The organism is Rhodococcus sp. P4_C10 (genome assembly GCF_056402135.1).
On record NZ_JBFUHZ010000016.1, the window covers coordinates 170,237 to 189,546 of the forward strand.

The 19,310-nt window shown below is 69.3% G+C and carries 16 protein-coding genes; 5 read left to right on the forward strand and 11 right to left on the reverse strand.

The genetic code is table 11. The annotated features are described in order from the left end of the window. Window positions 1-4 precede the first annotated feature (4 nt). On the reverse strand, window positions 5-643 hold the full coding sequence (locus tag AC1DWC_RS13585) for a PaaI family thioesterase (protein ID WP_477908745.1): 639 nt from the start codon (window positions 641-643) through the stop codon (window positions 5-7). Window positions 644-758: 115 nt separating this feature from the next. Here AC1DWC_RS13585 and AC1DWC_RS13590 point away from each other — a divergent pair, with 115 nt between their 5' ends. Further along, complete coding sequence (locus AC1DWC_RS13590) at window positions 759-1,652, forward strand: 1,4-dihydroxy-2-naphthoyl-CoA synthase (RefSeq protein WP_072842832.1); 894 nt, start codon at window positions 759-761, stop codon at window positions 1,650-1,652. Between the two features lie 95 nt (window positions 1,653-1,747). Here AC1DWC_RS13590 and AC1DWC_RS13595 read toward each other — a convergent pair whose 3' ends face one another. From AC1DWC_RS13595 to AC1DWC_RS13605, 3 genes are all read right to left on the reverse strand, one after another. Then, a complete protein-coding gene (locus AC1DWC_RS13595; RefSeq protein ID WP_477908748.1) occupies window positions 1,748-2,542 on the reverse strand; it encodes an IclR family transcriptional regulator in 795 nt (264 codons plus the stop codon). Window positions 2,543-2,640: 98 nt separating this feature from the next. Further along, entirely contained in the window at window positions 2,641-4,110 is a 1,470-nt protein-coding gene (locus AC1DWC_RS13600; RefSeq protein ID WP_477908750.1) for an FAD-dependent oxidoreductase, read from the reverse strand. Between the two features lie 307 nt (window positions 4,111-4,417). Next, window positions 4,418-5,944, reverse strand: a complete 1,527-nt coding sequence (locus tag AC1DWC_RS13605) for an HNH endonuclease signature motif containing protein (protein WP_477908752.1) — start codon at window positions 5,942-5,944, stop codon at window positions 4,418-4,420. Between the two features lie 352 nt (window positions 5,945-6,296). Here AC1DWC_RS13605 and AC1DWC_RS13610 point away from each other — a divergent pair, with 352 nt between their 5' ends. Then, window positions 6,297-6,785: an FBP domain-containing protein gene (locus tag AC1DWC_RS13610; protein WP_477908754.1), complete on the forward strand. Its 489-nt coding sequence runs from the start codon at window positions 6,297-6,299 to the stop codon at window positions 6,783-6,785. A gap of 180 nt (window positions 6,786-6,965) precedes the next feature. On the opposite strand, the gene AC1DWC_RS13615 is transcribed toward AC1DWC_RS13610, so the two are convergent. Continuing rightward, a complete protein-coding gene (locus tag AC1DWC_RS13615) occupies window positions 6,966-9,290 on the reverse strand; it encodes an arylsulfatase (protein ID WP_477908756.1) in 2,325 nt (774 codons plus the stop codon). A 74-nt stretch (window positions 9,291-9,364) separates the two neighbouring features. Between AC1DWC_RS13615 and AC1DWC_RS13620 the strand changes: the two genes are divergently transcribed. Continuing rightward, window positions 9,365-9,814: a hypothetical protein gene (locus AC1DWC_RS13620; RefSeq protein ID WP_477837948.1), complete on the forward strand. Its 450-nt coding sequence runs from the start codon at window positions 9,365-9,367 to the stop codon at window positions 9,812-9,814. Between the two features lie 2 nt (window positions 9,815-9,816). Further along, entirely contained in the window at window positions 9,817-10,197 is a 381-nt protein-coding gene (locus tag AC1DWC_RS13625) for a VOC family protein (RefSeq protein WP_477908758.1), read from the forward strand. Window positions 10,198-10,214: 17 nt separating this feature from the next. Here AC1DWC_RS13625 and gad read toward each other — a convergent pair whose 3' ends face one another. Continuing rightward, window positions 10,215-11,615, reverse strand: a complete 1,401-nt coding sequence (gad, locus tag AC1DWC_RS13630) for a glutamate decarboxylase (RefSeq protein WP_477908760.1) — start codon at window positions 11,613-11,615, stop codon at window positions 10,215-10,217. 218 nt (window positions 11,616-11,833) lie between these two features. Between gad and AC1DWC_RS13635 the strand changes: the two genes are divergently transcribed. Beyond that, entirely contained in the window at window positions 11,834-13,435 is a 1,602-nt protein-coding gene (locus AC1DWC_RS13635; protein WP_477908762.1) for an MFS transporter, read from the forward strand. A 62-nt stretch (window positions 13,436-13,497) separates the two neighbouring features. Here AC1DWC_RS13635 and AC1DWC_RS13640 read toward each other — a convergent pair whose 3' ends face one another. The 5 genes from AC1DWC_RS13640 to AC1DWC_RS13660 form a co-directional block, all read right to left on the reverse strand. After that, window positions 13,498-13,851 (reverse strand): hypothetical protein, encoded by a 354-nt coding sequence (locus AC1DWC_RS13640; RefSeq protein WP_072842830.1) that lies wholly within the window; start codon window positions 13,849-13,851, stop codon window positions 13,498-13,500. A 2-nt stretch (window positions 13,852-13,853) separates the two neighbouring features. Beyond that, on the reverse strand, window positions 13,854-14,597 hold the full coding sequence (locus tag AC1DWC_RS13645) for an ABC transporter ATP-binding protein (protein WP_477908765.1): 744 nt from the start codon (window positions 14,595-14,597) through the stop codon (window positions 13,854-13,856). Next, window positions 14,594-15,355 (reverse strand): ABC transporter ATP-binding protein, encoded by a 762-nt coding sequence (locus tag AC1DWC_RS13650; protein ID WP_477908767.1) that lies wholly within the window; start codon window positions 15,353-15,355, stop codon window positions 14,594-14,596. The genes AC1DWC_RS13645 and AC1DWC_RS13650 overlap by 4 nt, the downstream gene beginning before the upstream one ends. Next, complete coding sequence (locus tag AC1DWC_RS13655) at window positions 15,342-17,669, reverse strand: branched-chain amino acid ABC transporter permease (RefSeq protein WP_477908769.1); 2,328 nt, start codon at window positions 17,667-17,669, stop codon at window positions 15,342-15,344. Before AC1DWC_RS13655 ends, AC1DWC_RS13650 begins: the two co-directional genes overlap by 14 nt. Before the next feature lie 71 nt (window positions 17,670-17,740). Beyond that, window positions 17,741-19,135 (reverse strand): ABC transporter substrate-binding protein, encoded by a 1,395-nt coding sequence (locus AC1DWC_RS13660; protein ID WP_477908946.1) that lies wholly within the window; start codon window positions 19,133-19,135, stop codon window positions 17,741-17,743. Window positions 19,136-19,310: the final 175 nt, after the last annotated feature.

The following is a 19,310-nucleotide window of genomic DNA, read 5'->3' on the forward strand; positions in this document are numbered from 1 at the left end:
GGATTCAGGGCTGGCCGGCGAGCAGCACCAGCATCAGCGCCTCGCCGTCCGCGAGCACCGTTCCCTCGGTGTCCATGAGCTTGGCGGTGATGAAGGTCTTGCGCCCGTCGACCCGGTCGACCTGTCCCTCGATGACGAGCGGGGTGTCGATCGGGGTGATCTTGCGGTAGTTGACGTGCAGGTACGCGGTGCGGCTGATCGGGCGTCCGTACGCGTGGGTGATCATCCCGAACATGTCGTCGAAGAGCAACGGCAGCGTGCCGCCGTGCGCGGCGCCGTTGCCGCCCATGTGGAATCGGCGGAACACGCCGGTGCTGCGCACGCCGGTCGCGTCGAACTTCTCGACGGTCCACGGGAGCATCAGCAGGCTGCCGCGGCCGGGCAGCCCGATCGAGCGTCCGCCGGTCTGCTCCCCCTCGGGCACCTGGTACGGCGCGAGCAGTGCGGCGAGGGCCTCGGCCTGCTCGGCGGCCTGTGCGAGCACCTCCGGCGGCGGCGCGGTGGACACCGCGAGGTCCTGCACGGTGCGCATGCCCTCCACGAATCGACCGAAGTCGGGTCCGCCGTCGTCCTCGACGGCCCGGTAGACGGGGAACCCCCCGTGCTTCTCGTACTCGCCGCCTCGTTCCACGCGCTCACTCATGTCCTGCACGGTAACCCGCACGGCCGGGGGTCCGGTCAGTGCCCGCCGGGGTCCGGCCAGCGTGCCTGCCGGGGTCCGGCAGGAGTACACGGTCGGGGGGATAACCTTGGGCACCGTGACCTTCAATCCGCAGTTGTGGCGTCCGGTCCCCGGGTTCGAGAACCTCACGGACATCACCTATCACCGGCACATCACGCAGGGCACCGTGCGCGTGGCCTTCAACCGCCCGGAGGTGCGAAACGCCTTCCGCCCACACACCGTCGACGAGCTCTACCAGGCGCTCGACCACGCCCGGATGACCTCCGACGTGGGCGCGGTGCTGCTGACCGGCAACGGCCCCAGCAGCAAGGACGGCGGCTGGGCCTTCTGCTCCGGCGGCGACCAGCGCATCCGGGGCCGCAGCGGCTACCAGTACGCAGAGGGCGAGACCGCGGACACCGTGGACAAGGCCCGCTCCGGTCGGCTGCACATCCTCGAGGTCCAGCGCCTGATCCGGTTCATGCCCAAGGTGGTCATCTGCCTGGTCAACGGCTGGGCGGCCGGCGGCGGACACTCCCTGCACGTGGTGTGCGACCTGACCCTGGCCAGCCGCGAGCACGCCCGCTTCAAGCAGACCGACGCGGACGTGGGCAGCTTCGACGGCGGTTACGGCAGCGCGTACCTGGCGAAGATGGTCGGCCAGAAGTTCGCCCGCGAGATCTTCTTCCTCGGCGAGACGTACACCGCCGAGGAGATGCACCGGATGGGCGCGGTGAACAAGGTCGTCGACCACGCCGAGCTCGAGGACGTCGCGATCGAGTGGGCCGGGAAGATCAACGGCAAGTCCCCGCAGGCTCAGCGGATGCTCAAGTACGCCTTCAACCTGCAGGACGACGGACTGGTCGGGCAGCAGCTGTTCGCGGGCGAGGCCACCCGGATGGCCTACATGACGGACGAGGCGGTCGAGGGACGGGACTCGTTCCTCGAGAAGCGCGATCCCGACTGGTCGCCGTACCCCTGGTACTTCTGAGCAACCGGATCTCCGCGCACAAACGGCCCGGGGTGTGAGCGGCAGTCGCCGATCACACCCGGGCCGTTTGTGCGGGCAGCGGTGCCGCGGCGCCCTCAGAGCGCCATGGCGAGCCTGACCGAAGCCTCCCGGACCAGCGGGGCGACCCGCTCGGGCCGTACCTTGTGCGCCTCGCCCGCGACACACAGCGACGCCACGGTGCCGTCGCTGGTCCGGATCGCGGCCGCGAGGCTGCCTATGCCGCCCGCGCCGATGCCGGAGACGTTCTCGGTGAGCTCGTAGGCGACGCCCTGCGCGCCGCGGATGCGGTTGAGCTCGGTGTGCAGTCGGGGCAGTGTCCACTTGCCGCGGACGTCGTCACGGGCCAGCTCGTCGCCGACCAGCTGGTCCACCCGCTCGGGGGTGAGCAGCGCCAGCATCGAGCGCCCGCCGGTGCCGCGGTAGGCGGCCAGTCGCGAGCCCACCCGGGACCGCAGGGCACGGGCGAACGGCCCGCCGACCTTGTCCAGGAAGTACTCCTGGGCACCGTCGAGGACGCCGAGGTGGACCACCATCCCCGTGCGCAGGTAGAGCTCCTGCACGATGTCGCTCGCGGCGATCCGGATCCGGGCGTGCGAGGCCTGCGGCCCGAGCGCACCGAGCGCACGGGTCCCCAGGGCGTATCCGCGGCCGGTCCGGGCGAGCCAGCCCAGGTCGACCAGCTCGGTGACGATCCGATGGGTGGTCGAACGCGGCAGGCCCGCCCGGACCGTGACGTCCTCGAGCATGAGCACCTCGTTGGGGTCGTCGAATGCGTCGATGATGAACGTCATCCGTTCGAGCATCGACTCCCGCGCCGGCCGTCGTCCGGTTCCGCACGTCCTGTGCGCGTTGATGTCGACAACAGTCATCGCTGCACGCCCCTTGTGGTCGCAGCCCGGGATCACCGACCGAGCCAGAATTAGAATCAATTCTTTTTAGCAGTGATCGGCGCCACATTCAAGCCAGGTCATCCTTCGGCGGCGGCCGCCTTCCCCGCCCGACGGCCGAAGAAGCTGCCGTCGCCGAGCGAGATCCCGCTGCAGTAACCCCAGGCAGACAGGCCGGAGGTGCAGCGTCCGGCGGCGAAGAGCCCCGGGATCGGTTCGCCCGTCACGTGCAGGACCTCGGAGTCGACCGATGTCCTCAGCCCGCCCAGGGTGAAGCCGCCGGTCATGCCGCGCAGATCGATGGCCGCGACCGGACTCCCGATCGGCTTGACCCACTCGGACTTCTTCCCGAGCAGCGGGTCGGCGCCGTTCACGGCGTGCCGGTTGTACAACTCGACCGTGGCGGTGAGTGCGCCCTCGGGCAGACCCATCTCGGCCTCGAGCTCCTCGACCGTCTCGCAGACCCAGGTCGGCGTGCGGCGCAGTTGCTCGGTCGCGGTCGGGGCTGCCATGCCCTCCTCGTAGGCCGCCTCGTCGATCACCAGGAAGGCCTGGTTGTCGTTCTGCAGCAGAGTCAGCTGGCCGACCCGGCCCGGGTAGGTGTCCTCCGGCACGTATCGCTGGCCGCGACCGTTGACGAGGATGCCCCGGACGAACAGCTGCGGGTCGCAGAAGAACGCGACCTCGCTGGCGTCCATGTGGGCCAGGTCCGCGCCGAGCGCCTGCGCCATCCGGATCGACGCACCGTCGTGCTCCTCGATGGAGGCGGCGGGCCGACCGATCAGTCGCGGCACGTACGCCTCGATCATCGCGTCGTTGTAGGCGAAGCTGCCGGTTGCGAGGACCACGCCGCGGCGGGCCCGCACCGTGACCTCCTTGCCGTACTGCTTGGCGACCAGTCCGACCACCCGCCCGTCGGCATCCGTGACGAGGGTCTGCACCCGCATGTCGTACTCGGCCCTGACCCCGAGGGATTCGGCCTTCTCGGACAGCGGCTTCATCAGCATGTAACCGCCGCCCTTCTCGCCACTCTTCTTGTTGTCCATCTGCGGGACGTGGCCGCGGGGCGCGGGGACGGCGAGCGTGTTGAACGGGGCGGAGTTCTCGCCGCCGGTGTACTGCAGTCCGTCGTCGGCGGGCGGTTCCCAGCCCGGCTCACCCCAGAAGGTGTGCTTGAACGGCACCCCGCACTCGACCAGCCAGTCGAAGTGCGCGACGCTGCCCTCGCAGTAGTCCGTGAGCTTGGCCTCGTCCACACCCGGGCCGAGCGCCGCCCTCAGGAAGTTCTTCATCTCCTCGACGGAATCGTCGAAGCCACAGGACTTCTGGACTGCGGTGCCGCCGCCGAGGTAGACGAAGCCGCCGGCCAGTGCGGCAGCTCCGCCCCATCCACCGGTCCGCTCGAGCACCAGCACCTCGGCGCCCGCATCGGCGGCCTCGATGGCCGCGGAGACGCCCGCAATGCCGTAGCCGGCGACGACCACGTCGGCCTCGAAGTCCCAGGATTCGATGTCGGCGGCGGCGACTGGGCGGATCGGAGTGGTGTTCAAGTGTCGGGTCCTCTCGGATGCGGAGCCGGGAACGGCTGGTCCCAGGACCGTAGGCAGGCCTCGGCGGCGTGCCCGCGAACCGTCCCGTCCAGCGGGAAGAATTGAGCAGGACCGTTGTTCACCGTCCGATCAGCAATGCCATTGACGACGCGCTGTCGTCACCGTGACTTCAGAGGCAGTGGCCACGGTGACCGATCCCTGCGCCCCGACCGGTCCGCCTCGCCGAGGGCAGCGTCAGCCGTTCGTGCCGGCACGGCTGACCGACCGGCATCTTGATTCTCCACCGCTGCCGGTACTGCGCCGATGTCTATGCGGTGCCGGGTTTTCGGGGGTCGTCGTCACTCCCTGGCCCGCCGTCGCCGAGTATGTACTCCATCGGGTGGTGGTAGTGGTTCAGCCGCCCGGTGCGGGTGGGGTCGATGTGTGTCGGGGGATGCCACAGGGTCCGGCCCGGGAATCGGTGGTCGGGTCCGGTGCGGGTGGTCGCCCACTGGTCCGGCCGGGGTCCGACGAGGGCGTGGTGGGTGTCGCAGCCGAAGGTCAGGTCGTCGGCATTGGTGTCGCCGCCCTCGGCCCAGTCGTTGACGTGGTGTGTCTGCGACCAGTAGCCGGGGCTGGCGCAGCCGGGGAAGGTGCAGCCGCGGTCCTTGGCGTAGAGCACGATTCGCTGGTCGGTGGTGCCGAGGCGTTTGCTGCGACCGAGGTAGAGGGGCCGGCCGTCGTCGAAGATCGCGAGGTAGTGCCGGGCGCCGCGGGCGGCCATGCGCACCATCTCAGGCATGGGGATGAGGGTCCCGCCGCCGGTGACGGCGTGGCCGGTGGATTCCTGGAGGTCGCGGGCGGTCATGGTGGCGACGACGGTGACTGGGACGCCGCGGTGTCGGCCGAGTTCGCCGGAGGCGAGGACGGAGCGCAGGACGGCCTTGAGGGCGTCGTGTTGGCGTTGGCCCTGGGTGCGGTGGTCGCGGGTGGCGACCGAAGGGGCAGGTTGGGTGTCCGCGGGTGCTGTTGCTGGGGAGCTGCTCTCGGGTACCTCAGACGAGGAGTGTGGTTCGCTGCGCGACTGCGCCTCGTCCCGCTCCTCCTCCTCGGGATTGCACATACCCGGCTTGGCGAGCTTGGCCATGATCGCCTCGAGATAGGCGCGGCCCTCCGGGTCCGTGCAGAACGAACCCTTGGTCATCTTGTCCCGGCCCTGTGGCCCCATCCGGAAGAACCGCTTGCGGGCCCGGTCGATGTCGTCGTCGAGGGTCCCGTCCGGATCGAGGACCGACGCGAGCCGGCGGGCCACCGCACGCAGTTCGTCGGGCCGCAGGATCAGCGCCTGGCCGGCCAGCTGCGCCTCGGCCTGCTGCCGGGTGCCGGCGTCGACGGCGGCGGGTAGTTGGTGCAGGAACTCGCGGATCACGTGCACGTGCGCGGGGTCGAGGTCGCCGTGGTGTTCGGAGGCGGCGGTCGCGGCGAGCTTCGGCTCCAGGGGCTGCCCTCCGAGAGTGGTGGCGGCGCCGAGTTCCTTTGCCGCGTGGATCCTTTCCCCGGCCTTGGCGGGGCTGATGCGCAGGGTGTTCGCCAGCAGCTCCCGCAGCGTGACTCCGCCGAACTCGTCGGAGGCGTGTTGTTCGAGGAGCTGGTTGACCAGTGTGTGGCCGAGGGCGGGGACGGTGCGGGCGACGCGTTCGAGGCGCACCAGCAGGGCGAGGCGGTCCCGGTTGGAGACGGCGCCGGTGTCGAGTCCGCGCAGCGACTGCATCCCGGTCTCGACGGTGCGGAGGGCGGCGGCGAGCGGGGCGTTGACGACGACATACTCGTCGGCATGGTCGTCAGCTGCGGTCATCGTTGTCACCCCCCGGGACCCGATTCGACGTTCTGTTCGAAGTGTAGCGAGGGGGTCCGACAAGTCGACGGCAACGAGAAAACCGCAGACAGGACCGGCTTTCCTGAGCACCGACAGCTCACCCGCGGCGCCAGCCGAACGATCCACCACCTGACCGATTTCTTGCTGGACCGCCTCGAACCCGGGCCATGTAGCGGGCGGTCGGAATGCATACGCGCCGGGCGACCCACGGCCCACGCAGGTCGCCCCGAGCACGGAAGAACCCCGCACAGAAAACCCTTTGCCCAACACAACGACCGGTCGTAACGTCACCTCGGTTTGGCAACAGTCAACGAGAAGGAGCCGATCCGTCATGGAACCCGTCACCGAAAGTGACATCAGGGAGTCGTTCGTCAACTGTTCGAAGGGCGACGCCAAGCGACTACCGGTCCCCCGAGACCTCGACGATCTACCGTGGGACGACCTGGACTTCCTCGGCTGGCGCGCCCCGTCGCTACCCGGCCGCGGCTACCTGGTCGTCCCCCACGACGACCGTCTCGTCGGTGTCGCGCTGCGCTACCCGACCCCCGGATCGGGACGGGCGCAGATGTGCACGATCTGCAAGACCACGCACACCGGCGGGGGCGTCTCGCTGATGGCCGCGGCCAGGGCGGGCGACTCCGGGCGCCGGGGCAACACGACCGGCACGTACATGTGCACGGACCTCGCCTGCTCGCTGTACGCACGCAACAAGAAGCGGCCCGCACTCGGCAACCGGTACCGCGAACACCTCAGCATCGAGGAGAAGGTCGAACGGGTCCGCGAGAACATGAGCGCCTTCGTCGCACGGCTCTACGAGTGACGACGACCCTTGTCCTGACCACAACCCAGCCCTGACGACGCCCCAGCCCGCCGGCTGCCCGACGAAAACGGAGGCAGATGCCGTGCGCCGACACTCGAGGCCCCACCCTCCGACGTACCCCGAGTTCAGCTACACCCCAACAGAACTCGGGGCACCCCGGAGCCTGCTACCGAATCCACCTCACGTGTACTCCACCCGCATGCGCTCGATCTGCCCCTCGAACGGGAACGGGGCCCGGTCGCGGTAGTCCAGTGACACCGGCGAACCCAGGCAGGTGCCCACGTCCAGGCAGTCGTTGGCAGTGAACAGCAACGGCGCACTCACCGGGACCACCCCCTCCGCGAACGTCTCCCCGTCCACCGAGATCACCACCTGGAGCGACCCGCCCAGCCGCTCCTGCACGTACGACGTCTCCACCGTGACGACACGGCCGCCCGACGGCAACCGCTCCGACGACCGGATCTTCGTCCGCATCAGGATGAAGAGGTTGTACTCGTAGCAGAGGTACCCGTCGTCGACGTAGCACGTCAGTCCGCCCGAGTTGGCGCCGAGCGCGTACAGCATGCCGCTGGCCCGGTCCGGGGCCGTCAGCTCGAGGGTCACCCGGTTGTTCTTGTTTCCCAGTGCGGGAGCACAGAATTCGGGCATCCGGGTGATGTCGCCGGAGAAGTCCCACCGACGCTGCTGAGTCGCGACCCGCAACCCCGGATGCGTGAGCACGTACAGTCCGCCGCCGACGGGCAGCACGTCGTTGCGCGCCGCCTCCATGGCGAACAGCTCGCGCAGTTGCGCCAGCTTCTGCGGCTGCTCGGCCGCGAGGTCGTGGTTCTGCGTCCAGTCCTCGTCCAAGTTGTACAGCTCCCAGACGTCGTCGTCCGGGCTCCAGTCCATGATCCCGGGCGGCATGCCCGGCAGCCACGGCGCCCGCGGACCGAAGGCCGAGGCCATCCAGCCGTCGTGGTAGATCGCCCGGCTGCCCATGATCTCGAAGTACTGGGTGAGCTTGCCCGCCTTCGCCTCTCGATCGACCAGCGACTGCGCGAAGCTGGCGCCGTCGATCGGGTCCTGTGGGAAGCCGTCGACCATCCGCGGCGGGGTGATCCCGACGAGCTCGTAGACGGTGGGCGCCAGGTCGTTGCAGTGCAGGAACTGCGACCGCGGCGTCGGGTCGGGCGCCACCTTCCGCGGCCATCGCACCGCCATCGGGTTCCGGGTACCGCCCAGGTGCGAGGCCAACAGCTTCATGCCCTTGTACGGCGCGCTACCCGCCCACCCCCAGCCCGCGTGGTACATGTTGTCGGTCACCGGCGAGCCCAGCACGTCGAGGCCGCCGAGCTGGTCGAGCGCGGCGATGTGCTGCGCGGCCGTCGTGGGAATCCCGTTCTGCGCCAACAACTCGCTGATGGTTCCGCCCTGCCCCTCCCCCGACGAGCCGTTGTCGCCCCAGATGTACACGACGAGGGTGTTCTCGAGGTACCCGAGCCGCTCCGCCTCGTCCAGCAGCCGTCCCACCTGGACGTCGCAGTGCTCGGCGTAGCCGGCCGCGACCTCCATCAGCCGCCGTTGGAACGGCTTCTCCTCCTCGGGGATGTCGTCCCACGCCGCCATCCTCGCGTCCCGCGCGGTGAGTTCGGCCTCCGGCGGGATCCAGCCGGCCTCCTTGGCGCGCAGGAACACCCGCTCCCGGTAGACGTCCCAGCCGTCGTCGAAACGGCCCGCGTACCGGTCGGCCCACGGCTTCGTCACGTGGTGCGGGCCGTGCAGGCAGCCACTCGCCCAGTACATGAAGAACGGCCTGTCGGCGTCCAAGGCCTGGTGCCGGCGCAGCCAGCCGATGGCGTCGTCGGCGAGGTCCTCGCTCAGGTGGTAGCCCTGCTCGGGCGTCTTCGGCGGCAGCACGACGGTGGTGTTCCGCACCAGGTTCGGCTCGTACTGCGATGCCTCCCCGGCGAGGAAGCCGTAGAAGTACTCGAATCCGACGCCGGTGGGCCAGTTGTCGAACGGACCGGCCGCGGTGGTCTCCACGGCCGGGGTGTTGTGCCATTTGCCGAAGGCGGCCGTGCTGTAGCCGTAGTGCCGCAGCACCTCGGCCATGGTCGCGCTGGACCTCGGGATGTGTCCGGAGTAGCCGTCCCAGTCGTTCGCGAACTCGGCGATCTGCCCGTAGCCGACGCGATGGTGGTTTCGCCCGGTCAGCAGCGCGGCCCTGGTCGGCGAGCACATCGCGGTGGTGTGGAAGCGGTTGTACCCGACGCCCTCGGTGAGCACCCGCTCGAGGGTGGGGGTGGCGACCTCGCCGCCGAGCGGGGTGGGCAGCCCGGGCCCGGCGTCGTCGATCAGCACGACCAGGATGTTCGGGGCGTCGTCGGGCAGCCGCCGCGGTTTCGGCCGCGGGCTGTACACCGACTCCTGCATGGTCCGGCCGGCCACGCTCCCCGAGCCGGTCGGCGGGAACGGCAGCGTGTCGCCGCCGGGTATCGGGTCTGCGATCACATTCGAGCTCATGCGCGTTGTCCCTTTCGTGTCACGAATCCGGGTCGAGATCACGGCGAGCCGCGGCCGGTGTCGGGCACACTGAACTGATGGCCGATCCCGAGCAGCCCGCCCCACAGCACCTCCGACCCGACCGCGTCACCGACGCCGAGGTCGCGGCGGCAGGAAAGCTGTCGGAGGCACTGGAAACGGTCGAACGCGCGCGCGGCCACCTGTACGACTTCCACCAGCTGATCGGGCATGCCGACCGTCAGCTCGGCGAGGCGGTGGAGGCGCTGCGGGCGGCCGGACACCGCGGGCTCGCCGACCGGCTGGAGGAGGAGCTGGTCGGGCGCAACGTGCTCCGCGGGCGCTGGACCTTCCAGGTGGTCGAGGAATTCGACGACGGCTACTGGACGGAGTTCCGGGGCTGGGAACGAGAGGTGCGCGAGGCGGTCCTCGACGGCCGCCGGCACCTGTACGAGGCGTTGATGAAGGAGGCCCGGCGCACCCACGGCCGGCCGGGTCACGAGTCCACCCCACCCGAGGAGGCCTGACAGTGGAAATCCTGAGCAGCCGGCTGATCCTGCGGCCGGCGGACTACCCGACGACCCTGCGGTTCTACCGCGACACCCTCGGACTGGCGATTGCCCGCGAGTACCCGGGCGGCACGGTGTTCTTTGCGGGACAGTCGATGGTCGAGCTTGCCGCGCACGGCGGTTCGGCCGGTCCGTCGACGTTCCGCGGTGCGCTGTGGCTACAGGTCCGCGACCTGCAGGACGTGCAGGCGGAGCTGACCCGGGCCGGGGTCCGAATCGTGCGGGCCGCACAGCAGGAGCCGTGGGGCCTGCACGAGATGTGGATCGCAGACCCCGACGGCGTCCCCATCGTCCTGGTGCAGGTGCCCGCGGACCACCCGCTTCGCCGCGACACCCGCTGACGCCCAGTGGCCCGCCGTCAGTGCGCGAAGTGCTGAGCATGGGAGTGTCCCCCGGTGCCGTGCTCGCGTAGCTGCGCACACACCGCCTCGAGGTCGTCACACATGCTGTGCCCGAGGTCGGCGCTGAAGCCCTCACGGACGACGACCCTCAGCACCGCGACGTCCTCGGCGTCCGCGGGCATCGTGTAGGCGGGCACCTGCCAGCTCCGGGCCCGCAGCTCGTGCGAGATGTCGAAGACCGTGTACCCGGGGTCCCCGGTCAGCTCGAACGCGATGACCGGGATCGCGGTGCCGTCCGTGATCACCCGCAGCCCCTCGATCTTGGAGATCCGGTCGGATATCTGCACCGCGGTCGAGCGCAGCGACTGCATGATCGAGGTGTAGCCGGCGCGGCCCAGGCGTAGGAAGTTGTAGTACTGCCCGACCACCTGGTTGCCCGGCCGGGAGAAGTTCAGGGTGAACGTCGGCATGTCCCCGCCCAGGTAGTTCACCCGGAACACCAGCTCCTCGGGCAGGTGCTCGCGCCCGCGCCACACCACGAAGCCGATCCCCGGGTAGGTGAGGCCGTACTTGTGACCGCTGACGTTGATCGACACCACCCGCGGGACGCGGAAGTCCCAGTTCAGGTCCGGGTGCAGGAACGGGGCCACGAAGCCGCCGCTGGCCGCGTCGACGTGCAGGGGCACGTCCGGCCCGCCCGCGGCGGCCAGTTCGTCGAGGGTCCGGGCGATTGCCTCGACCGGCTCGAACTCACCGGTGAAGGTGGTGCCCAGGATCGCGACCACCCCGATGGTGTTCTCGTCGACCGCCTCGCGCACCTGCTCCGGGGTGATCGAGTAGCGCCCCGGCGCCATCGGCAGGTACTTCGGCTCCACCTCGAAGTAGCGGCAGAACTTCTCCCACACCACCTGGACGTTGCTGCCCAGCAGCAGGTTCGGCCTGGCGGCGTCCTTGCCCGCGGCCTGCCGCGCCGCCCGCCACCGCCACTTCAGCGCCAGGCCGGCGAGCATGACCGCCTCACTGGAGCCGATGGTGGACACCCCGGTGGCCGACGCCGGGTCGGTTTCGGACAGGTCCGGGGCGTGGAAGAGGTCCGCCACCATCGACACGCAGCGCGCCTCGATCGCCGCGGTCGCCGGGTACTCGTCCTTGTCGATCATGTTCTTGTCGAACGTCTCGGCCATCAGCGTCTCGGCCTCGGGATCCATCCAGGTGGTCACGAAGGTCGCGAGGTTGAGCCGGGAACTGCCGTCGAGCATCAACTCGTCGTGGATGAAACGGTAGGCGGCCGCCGGGTCCATGTCGTCGTCCGGCATCCGGAGGGCCGGAATGGGGTCGGTGGCGAGCCTGCCTGTGTAGGCGGGGGTGATGACATCTCTGCGGCGGGACGGGTGAGCGGTCACGGTGCCTCCGGTCATATCCGGGTAGCGACGCGAACACAACCAGCGCCGCCCTGTCAGCCTAAGTGCAGCAGTCACGGCCTGGCTGCCGATTCACCCGAGCCGGGTGAATCCGCCGTTGGCCGCGCGGGGCGAGAATCGAGAGATTGACCGGTGCACCGCTCCAGATCCAGGGCGTCCGGCGATCACGCGGCGACCGAGGACGGCGAGGCGACAAAAGTGACTGCTGAGAGATCATGAGTTCCCCGGCGCCGGTCCCCGGCGGCAGCGCCACCGGCCACTCGGGTTCACGCCTGGTACTGGCGGTACTCGCCGCCGGCCAGTTCCTGATGACCCTGGACAGTTCGGTGATGAACGTGTCCATGGCCACCGTGGCGTCGGACATCGGCACGACCATCACCGGCATCCAGACCGCCATCACGCTCTACACCCTGGTGATGGCGACGATGATGATCACCGGCGGCAAGGTGGGCACGATCCTGGGTCGTCGACGCGCATTCGGCATCGGCCTGGTCGTGTACGGGATCGGCTCGTTCACCACCGCGGTGGCGCCGAACCTGGCGGTGCTGCTGATCGGCTGGTCCCTGCTCGAGGGTCTCGGCGCGGCACTGATCATGCCGGCCATCGTCGCCCTGGTCGCGGCCAACTTCGCGCCCGATCGCAGGCCCGGGGCCTACGGGCTGATCGCCGCGGCGGGCGCCATGGCCGTCGCCGCCGGCCCCCTCATCGGCGGGGCGGTCACCACCTTCGCGTCCTGGCGGTACGTCTTCCTCGGCGAGGTCGTGCTGGTGGCGGCGATCCTGTTGGTGCTCAAACGAATCGAGGACGTGGCGCCGCGCCGGGTACGGCTCGACCTGGTGGGCTCCGCGCTGTCGGTGGCGGGCCTGGGCATGCTGGTCTACGGCGTCCTGCGGTCGAGCGAGTGGGGGTGGCTGCGCCCGTATCCCGGCGGGACCGCGGTGCTGGGCCTGTCCCCGACGTTCTGGCTGATCCTCGCCGGTCTGCTGGTGGTCTACGGATTCCTGCGGTGGGAATCGCACCTGACCGAGACCGGCGGAGAGCCGCTGCTCGACGTCCGACTGCTGCGCAACGACCAGCTCACCGGCGGGCTGACGATGTTCCTCGCCCAGTTCATGATTCAGGCGGGCGTGTTCTTCGTCGTGCCGCTCTTCCTCTCGGTGGTGCTCGAGCTCAACGCGCTCGAGACCGGTGTCCGACTGTTCCCGCTGTCGGTGTCGCTGCTGGTGGCCGCCGCGGGCATTCCCAAGGCGTGGCCGCACGCCAGTCCCCGTCGCGTGGTCCGGTTCGGGCTGACGTCGATGCTGTTGGGAATCCTGATGCTGGCGGCGGGCATGGACCCGGGCGCGAACGCCGCGGTGGTGGCCGTGCCGATGCTGCTGATGGGCTTCGGGCTCGGCGCCCTGTCCTCCCAGCTGGGCGCGGTGACGGTCTCCTCGGTGCCGGACGAGCAGAGCCCGGAGGTCGGCGGACTGCAGAACACGGCGACCAATCTCGGTGCCTCGCTGGGCACCGCCCTGATCGGTTCGGTCCTGATCGGCACCCTCAGCGCATCGGTGGCGGCGGGCATCGCGGCCAACCCGCAGGTGCCGCCGTCGGTGCAACAGCAGGCGAGCACCGAACTGGTTGCGGGCGTGCCTTTCCTGTCCGACACCCAACTACGGTCGGCGCTCGCCGAGGCCTCGGTCAGCGAGTCCACCGCGGACGCCATAGTCGCCGTCAACACCGACGCACGACTCGAGGCGCTGCAAATGGCCTTCGCCGTGGCTGCGCTGATCACCGCCGGGGCGCTTTTCGCCAGCCGCCGGATCCGGCGCTGACCCCGGGACCCTGTCGGTACATGTCAGACCGACAGGGTCCCGGGCCGGGCATCGACGAGCGACTACTTGCGCAGCGCCTCGGCGATCTGGTCGGTCTGCGCCTGCGCCTCGTAGAGCTGACGCAGCAGCCACAGCCGCAGCACCTTCGCGACCGCGCCGGCCAGGTACAGCGCCGCGCCGATCACGGTCACCGCGAGGAACGCGGTCGCCAGGATCTGGTAGGACGCGATGTTGCGCAGGTCGGACTGGGTGAGCGAGGACAGGTAGACGATGAACGCGGCCACCGCCCCGACCACCATCAACGCCAGGCCCACGATCCGGGTCGCGCCGTCGCCGCCACTGCCGCCGGACTTCAACTTCAACTCGGACACGTCCTTCTTGAACTGCTCACGACGGTCCTGCGCGAGTGCGGTCATCGTCATCCTCCTAGGTAACTGGTAGATAGTTCACGGTCGATTTCCTGCGGGTCCCCGCTGCGGACCACCCGGCCCTGCAGCATCAGCGCCGCGGAGGTTGCGATCGGCAGCACGGCGCGGGCGAACTGCTCGGCGACGAGGATCGACAGACCCTCCTCGACGAGTTGTCCGACGATGTCGTACATCTCGGTGACCACCCGAGGCGCCAGGCCCATCGAGAGCTCGTCGAGCAGCAGCACGGTCGGCGCCGTCCCCAGAGCGCGGGACAGCGCGAGCATCTGCTGCTCGCCGCCGGACATCGAGCCGGCGAGCTGGTGGCGACGCTTGCCGAGGATCGGGAAGCGTTCGTACGCGGCTGCCTCGAGGTCCTTGAGGCTGGCGCCGGTACCCGTTGCCACCCAGAGGTTCTCGCGCACCGTGAGGTTGGCGAACACCCCGCGGCCCTCGGGGATGGTGCAGATGCCCAGTCGGGCGAGCTCGGAGGCGTCGACGCCGTTGACGCACCGGCCCGCGAGCCGGAACTCGCCGGCGGACACGGGCATGATCCCCGAGCACACCTTCAGCGTCGTCGTCTTGCCGCCGCCGTTGGGCCCGAGCAACGCTACGACGGTTCCCGGGTACAGCGCCAGGTCCACCCCGCGCAGCACCTCGATGGGACCGTAGGCAGCCCGCACCCCGACCAGCTCCAGCAACGGTTCCGGTTGCGCCGCCGAGGGATTCGACGGGTCGATCGCCGGTGCCGTCATGCCACCGCCTCCGTTCCGATGTACGCGGCGATCACCGCGGGATCCTTCTGCACCTGCTGCGGGGTTCCCGACGCGATCAGGGCGCCGTAGTCCAGCACGTGGATCTGCGAGCACACCCGCATCACCAGCGGCAGGTCGTGCTCGACGAGGCAGATGGCGAGGCCGTCCGACGCCAGCCGCACCAACAGCTCGGCGAAGTCGTCCGTCTCCTTCTCCGTCTGCCCGGACGCCGGCTCGTCGAGGAGCAGTACCCGCGGGTCCGTCATCAACGCACGGGCCACCTCGACGACCCGGGCCCGGCCGGTGGGGATGTCCGAGACGTCCTGGTGCGCAACGTCGGCCAGACCCGTCAGCTCGAGCAGCCGGTCGGTCTCCGCCTCGACGTCGTACTTGCGCCGGGTGCCGCTGCGGTGGATGTCGCCGGCGACACGGAGGTTGTCCCGTACCGACAGCGACAGGAACAGCTCCAGCCGCTGGAAGGTCCGGGCCAGGCCCATGTGCGCCCGCTTGTACGGCGCCTTCCGGGTGACGTCGACGCCGTCGATGAACACCTGGCCACTGGTCGGCTTCTGCAGACCGGTGACGGTGTTGAACAGCGTCGTCTTGCCGGCGCCGTTGGGTCCGATCAGGCCGGTGACGGTGCCGCGGTGCACCGCGATGCTGGCCTCGTCCACGGCGGTGTGCCCACCGAATCGAACGGTGATGCCCCGCGTTTCGAGCAGCGGGGTGGCCGGCTCAGGCAATTCACGAGACCCCATTGACAGTCAACTCCTTCGCCGTTTCCGTCACGTTCGGGGCGGGTGGCTCGGCGACCGGGCTCGCCGCGGGCACCGCCCTGGCCGGCGGAACCGTCACTGCGGGCAGGCCGAGTTCGTTGTCCAGCCGGATCCGGCCCTCCTCGGTGTAGGGCTCGTCGATGCCGACCAGTTCCGGCGGCGTGGTGCGTCGCCGGGCCAGCTCCTCCTCACCCAGGACCGCGGCGGGCATCACCATCTGGCCGATCACCGGGAGCAGGAACACCGTCACGATGGTCAGCGACGCGAACCACCAGTTGTCGAGCATCCCGGTCAGCGCCAGCACGTACAGCACTGCCACGAACGCGGCGCCGCCGAACAGCACCGGCTTGGCGTTGCGCAGGGTGCGGTAGCCCTCGACCACCTGGTGCACGCTGCCGGACGGGTTGTGCCCGACGCCGATACCGATCAGCGCGGGGCTGACCGCGGCGATGTTGCCGAGCAGCAGGTACAGCCCCTCGAGTTCGGGCTGCGCCTTCGCCAGGTTGTTGAACGAGACCATGATGATCGCGAAACCGACGCCGGCCATGACGCCGCCGAAGAAGGCACCGCTGACGTAGCCGATGCCCGCGACGACGGTCAGCATCAGCAGCGACAGGCTGATGACGATGGTGAAGCTGTCGCCGGAGACCGCGCCCATCGCACTCGACATCAGGATGCCTCCGAGGCCCGCGATGGCGGCGGAGATCATGAACACGCTGAGCTTGAGCTTGACCAGGTTCTGGCCGAGCATCGCGGACGCGGCCGGGCTGTCCTTCATCGCGGCCAGCCGCCGGCCGTAGCCGCTGTTGCGCAGCGCCACCACCGCGACGCCGAGCACGGCGAAGAGCACCGTCGCGGTCATCAGGAAGGTGGTCTCGTTGGCCAGGTCAAGCGGGCCCACCTTGAGCGGCGGGATCACCAGGGAGCCACCGGTGAAGATGGAGAACTTCACCCCGAACAGCTCGTGCTCGGTGGTGTCACGCAGCACCATGTTGGACAGGAACACGCCGAACGCCATGGTCGCGAGCGCCAGGTACAGGCCGCGCAGACGCAGTGCGGGCAACGCGACCAGGCCGCCGACCAGTGCCGCCACCAGGACGCCGAGCACCACACCCAGCACGGTGAGGCGCTGGGCCAGGCCCGAGCCGGAGATCCCGAAGTGGTACACCACGATCGTGGCGACCGCGCCGAAAGACAGTGGCGCCAGGTTCATCTCGCCCGCGTACCCGGTGAGCACGGTCAGCGACAGCGCGACGATCGCGAAGGTGATGCCGATGGTGAGCGTCGAGATCGCGGACTCCACCATGAGCAGGCGGATCAGGTACACGATCACGATCAGGGCCGCGCCCCACGCGACGGCCTTGCGCACGCTGGGCACGTGGTACCGCTCCCGGGTGCGGACGGCGACGCCGCGCAGCCGGTCCTGCGGCAGCACGATCAGCACCACGAACAGCGCGATCATCGGCAGCGAGACCCGCAGGTTCGACGTCCAGGTCCAGGTGGTCGGCGCGTACCCCAGCAGGTAGGTGCCGGCCAGGCCGAGCACCAGGGCGCCGACGAAGGTGCGCGGGATGCTGCGCAGTCGACCGAACATCGCGGCCGCGAATGCGTCGATCACCAACAGGGTCAACAGGTTTGCCTCGAGGGTGCCGCCGCTGATCGGGGTGACAAGGATGCCGGCGAGGACGGCCAGCATCGAGCTCAGCGCCCAGGAGAAGCCGGCGATCCGCTCGGGATTGTGCCCGCTCAGCCGCAGCAGGTCCGGATCGTCCACGACGCCGCGCATGGTCGCGCCCATCCGGGTGCGGGTGAAGAGCAACCGCAGGCCCACCGCGATGGCCACGGCCGCGACGAGGCAGAGGATCTCGTGGTAGCGGACGGTGGCGCCGAAGAAGGAGACCTTGCTGTTGTCGCCGAAGAACATCGTCAGGGTGCGCGGCTCCTCGGGGTGCCAGAACCACTGCGAGAGGAACAGCATGCCGAGCATGATCGAGACAGTCACCACGATCTTGGTGACCTCCGCGGTGTCCCGCAGGCCCCGCATGATGAAGAAGTACAGCGCCAGTCCCATGAGCGGACCGAAGACACCGAGCACGATCAGCAGGGCGAGCGGGGTGGGCAGGTTCCAGCCGACGCGCAGCTGCCAGTAGAGGAACGCGCCGAGCATCGCCTGGGCGCCGTGCGCGAAGTTGAAGATGCCTGAGGTGTTGTAGGTGAGCACCAGCCCGGAGGCTGCGATCGCGTACACGGACCCGAGCACGAGGCCCAGGATCGTGAACGTCACGAAAGTGTCCATGTGAGAACCCTTGTTCTAGGACGGAGGGCGGCGGAATCCGCCGCCCTCCGTCGAGAGGAGCGAACTGTGGGTCAGGCCTGCGGCTTGATCACATTCGGTCCGAGGAACTTCGTAGCGACCCGGTCGGGCCCGAGGTCCGTGCCCCAGGTCGACTGGTCGGTCTTGACCAGGTACGCGTCGTCGCACTTGAACTCGCCCGTCGCGCTGGGGAACGCCTGGGTGTACTTGTCACCGGTCAGCTCGACCATCAGGCCGCACTTGGCCGGGATGTTCTTGCCGGGGTCGGTGGCCGCGTGCAGTCCGCCGCCGTCCCAGTCGTGGATCTTGGCGAGCTCGTTGACCATGCACTGACGGGTCAGGTCCGAGCCGCACTCCTTGGCCGCGGTGGCCCAGAGCAGGAACGAGGAAGTGGACTGCATGCCCAGCAGCGCGGTCTTGCCGCCCTCGGCGGAGACCAGGTCCAGGTACTTCTTGACGGCCGGGACCTTGTCCGCGTTCTCGAGCATCTGGAAGGTCATGCCGGCGTTGAGGTTGTCCAGGACGCCGCTGCCGGAGTTGAAGGTCTGCGCGGAGTTGCCGTACCAGGTGGCCTCACCGAGGATCACCGGGTCGATGCCGGCCTGGTCGATCGCCTTGAAGAAGTTGAACTCGTTGGGGACCGGCGAGCGGGAGGTCCACAGGCCCTTGACGCCGCACTGCTTGTACTTCTCGGCGAACGGCACGTAGCTGGGCTCGCCCTGGTAGTTGAGCGTGACGCCGCAGTCCTTGAGCTTGAACCCGGCCGCCTCCGCGATCGAGCGCACCTTGGTCAGCGAGGTGATGATCGTGGGCATGGTGGAGCCGACCAGGTCGAACTCGGTCTTGAGGTCGGGGCGCAGCTCGCCCATCTGGAACCACGCCGAGCCGTTCGCGTAGTCGACCGGGAACGGCACACCCTGGAAGGACATCGGGCCGTTGGCGGCCTCCGGCGAGACGGTGAACCCGGGCACCGCCGCGAGGTTGCAGGCGACGCGGGTCTGCTCGGCGGTCTGGTCCATCGCGAAGCCGTGACCGACCAGCATGAACTCGGAGCGGCAGGCCTCCTGCATGACGGTGTTGGCCTGCGTCATGGCGGCGTCGTAGTCGGTGCCGACGATCTTGCGGCCGTTGATGCCGCCCTGATCGTTGCACCAGTCGATCATCGCGGCGAGGGCGTCGGACATCTCCTTGTTCAGACCGGGGCTCTGCGCGTAGCCGCGGTCGTCGCCGTATCCGATCTTGATCTCGGTGTCGGTGACGCCCTGCTCGGTCGCGCCCTTCGCGTCGCCCGTGCCACACGGCGAGTCCAGGGTGCCGAACTTCGTGTCAGACGACGCCGCCGCCTCGGTGCCCGCCGCACCGCCCCCGGCGACCGGCACGCCGGCATCGCCACCCCGGTCCGTCGCGCAGCCCGTGACAAGCGTCGCCGACAAGGCCAGCGCGGCCATCAGCTTGGCCGTGTTCTTTCGTTTCACGTTCGGTGTCTCCTTCTCGCCTGCCCGGGTGGGGCCGCACTGGTCTGGACTGGCGAACTCTCGGCCGGTGGCCGTGCCGGCCCGTCGAATCAGCCGTCGGGCAACGTGTTCTGCGTCACTCGATTCGAGGAAGGTAGCCAGCGTGAAC

Bases quoted from the DNA above. Each gene is read 5' to 3' on its own strand.
- AC1DWC_RS13635 (WP_477908762.1), top strand. From the start codon at position 11,834: ATGAGTTCCCCGGCGCCGGTCCCCGGCGGCAGCGCCACCGGCCACTCG.
- AC1DWC_RS13605 (WP_477908752.1), bottom strand. From the start codon at position 5,944: ATGACCGCAGCTGACGACCATGCCGACGAGTATGTCGTCGTCAACGCC.
- AC1DWC_RS13585 (WP_477908745.1), bottom strand. From the start codon at position 643: ATGAGTGAGCGCGTGGAACGAGGCGGCGAGTACGAGAAGCACGGGGGG.
- AC1DWC_RS13655 (WP_477908769.1), bottom strand. From the start codon at position 17,669: ATGGACACTTTCGTGACGTTCACGATCCTGGGCCTCGTGCTCGGGTCC.
- gad (WP_477908760.1), bottom strand. From the start codon at position 11,615: ATGACCGGAGGCACCGTGACCGCTCACCCGTCCCGCCGCAGAGATGTC.
- AC1DWC_RS13615 (WP_477908756.1), bottom strand. From the start codon at position 9,290: ATGAGCTCGAATGTGATCGCAGACCCGATACCCGGCGGCGACACGCTG.
- AC1DWC_RS13595 (WP_477908748.1), bottom strand. From the start codon at position 2,542: ATGACTGTTGTCGACATCAACGCGCACAGGACGTGCGGAACCGGACGA.
- AC1DWC_RS13645 (WP_477908765.1), bottom strand. From the start codon at position 14,597: ATGACGGCACCGGCGATCGACCCGTCGAATCCCTCGGCGGCGCAACCG.
- AC1DWC_RS13610 (WP_477908754.1), top strand. From the start codon at position 6,297: ATGGAACCCGTCACCGAAAGTGACATCAGGGAGTCGTTCGTCAACTGT.
- AC1DWC_RS13640 (WP_072842830.1), bottom strand. From the start codon at position 13,851: ATGACCGCACTCGCGCAGGACCGTCGTGAGCAGTTCAAGAAGGACGTG.
- AC1DWC_RS13650 (WP_477908767.1), bottom strand. From the start codon at position 15,355: ATGGGGTCTCGTGAATTGCCTGAGCCGGCCACCCCGCTGCTCGAAACG.
- AC1DWC_RS13660 (WP_477908946.1), bottom strand. From the start codon at position 19,135: ATGGCCGCGCTGGCCTTGTCGGCGACGCTTGTCACGGGCTGCGCGACG.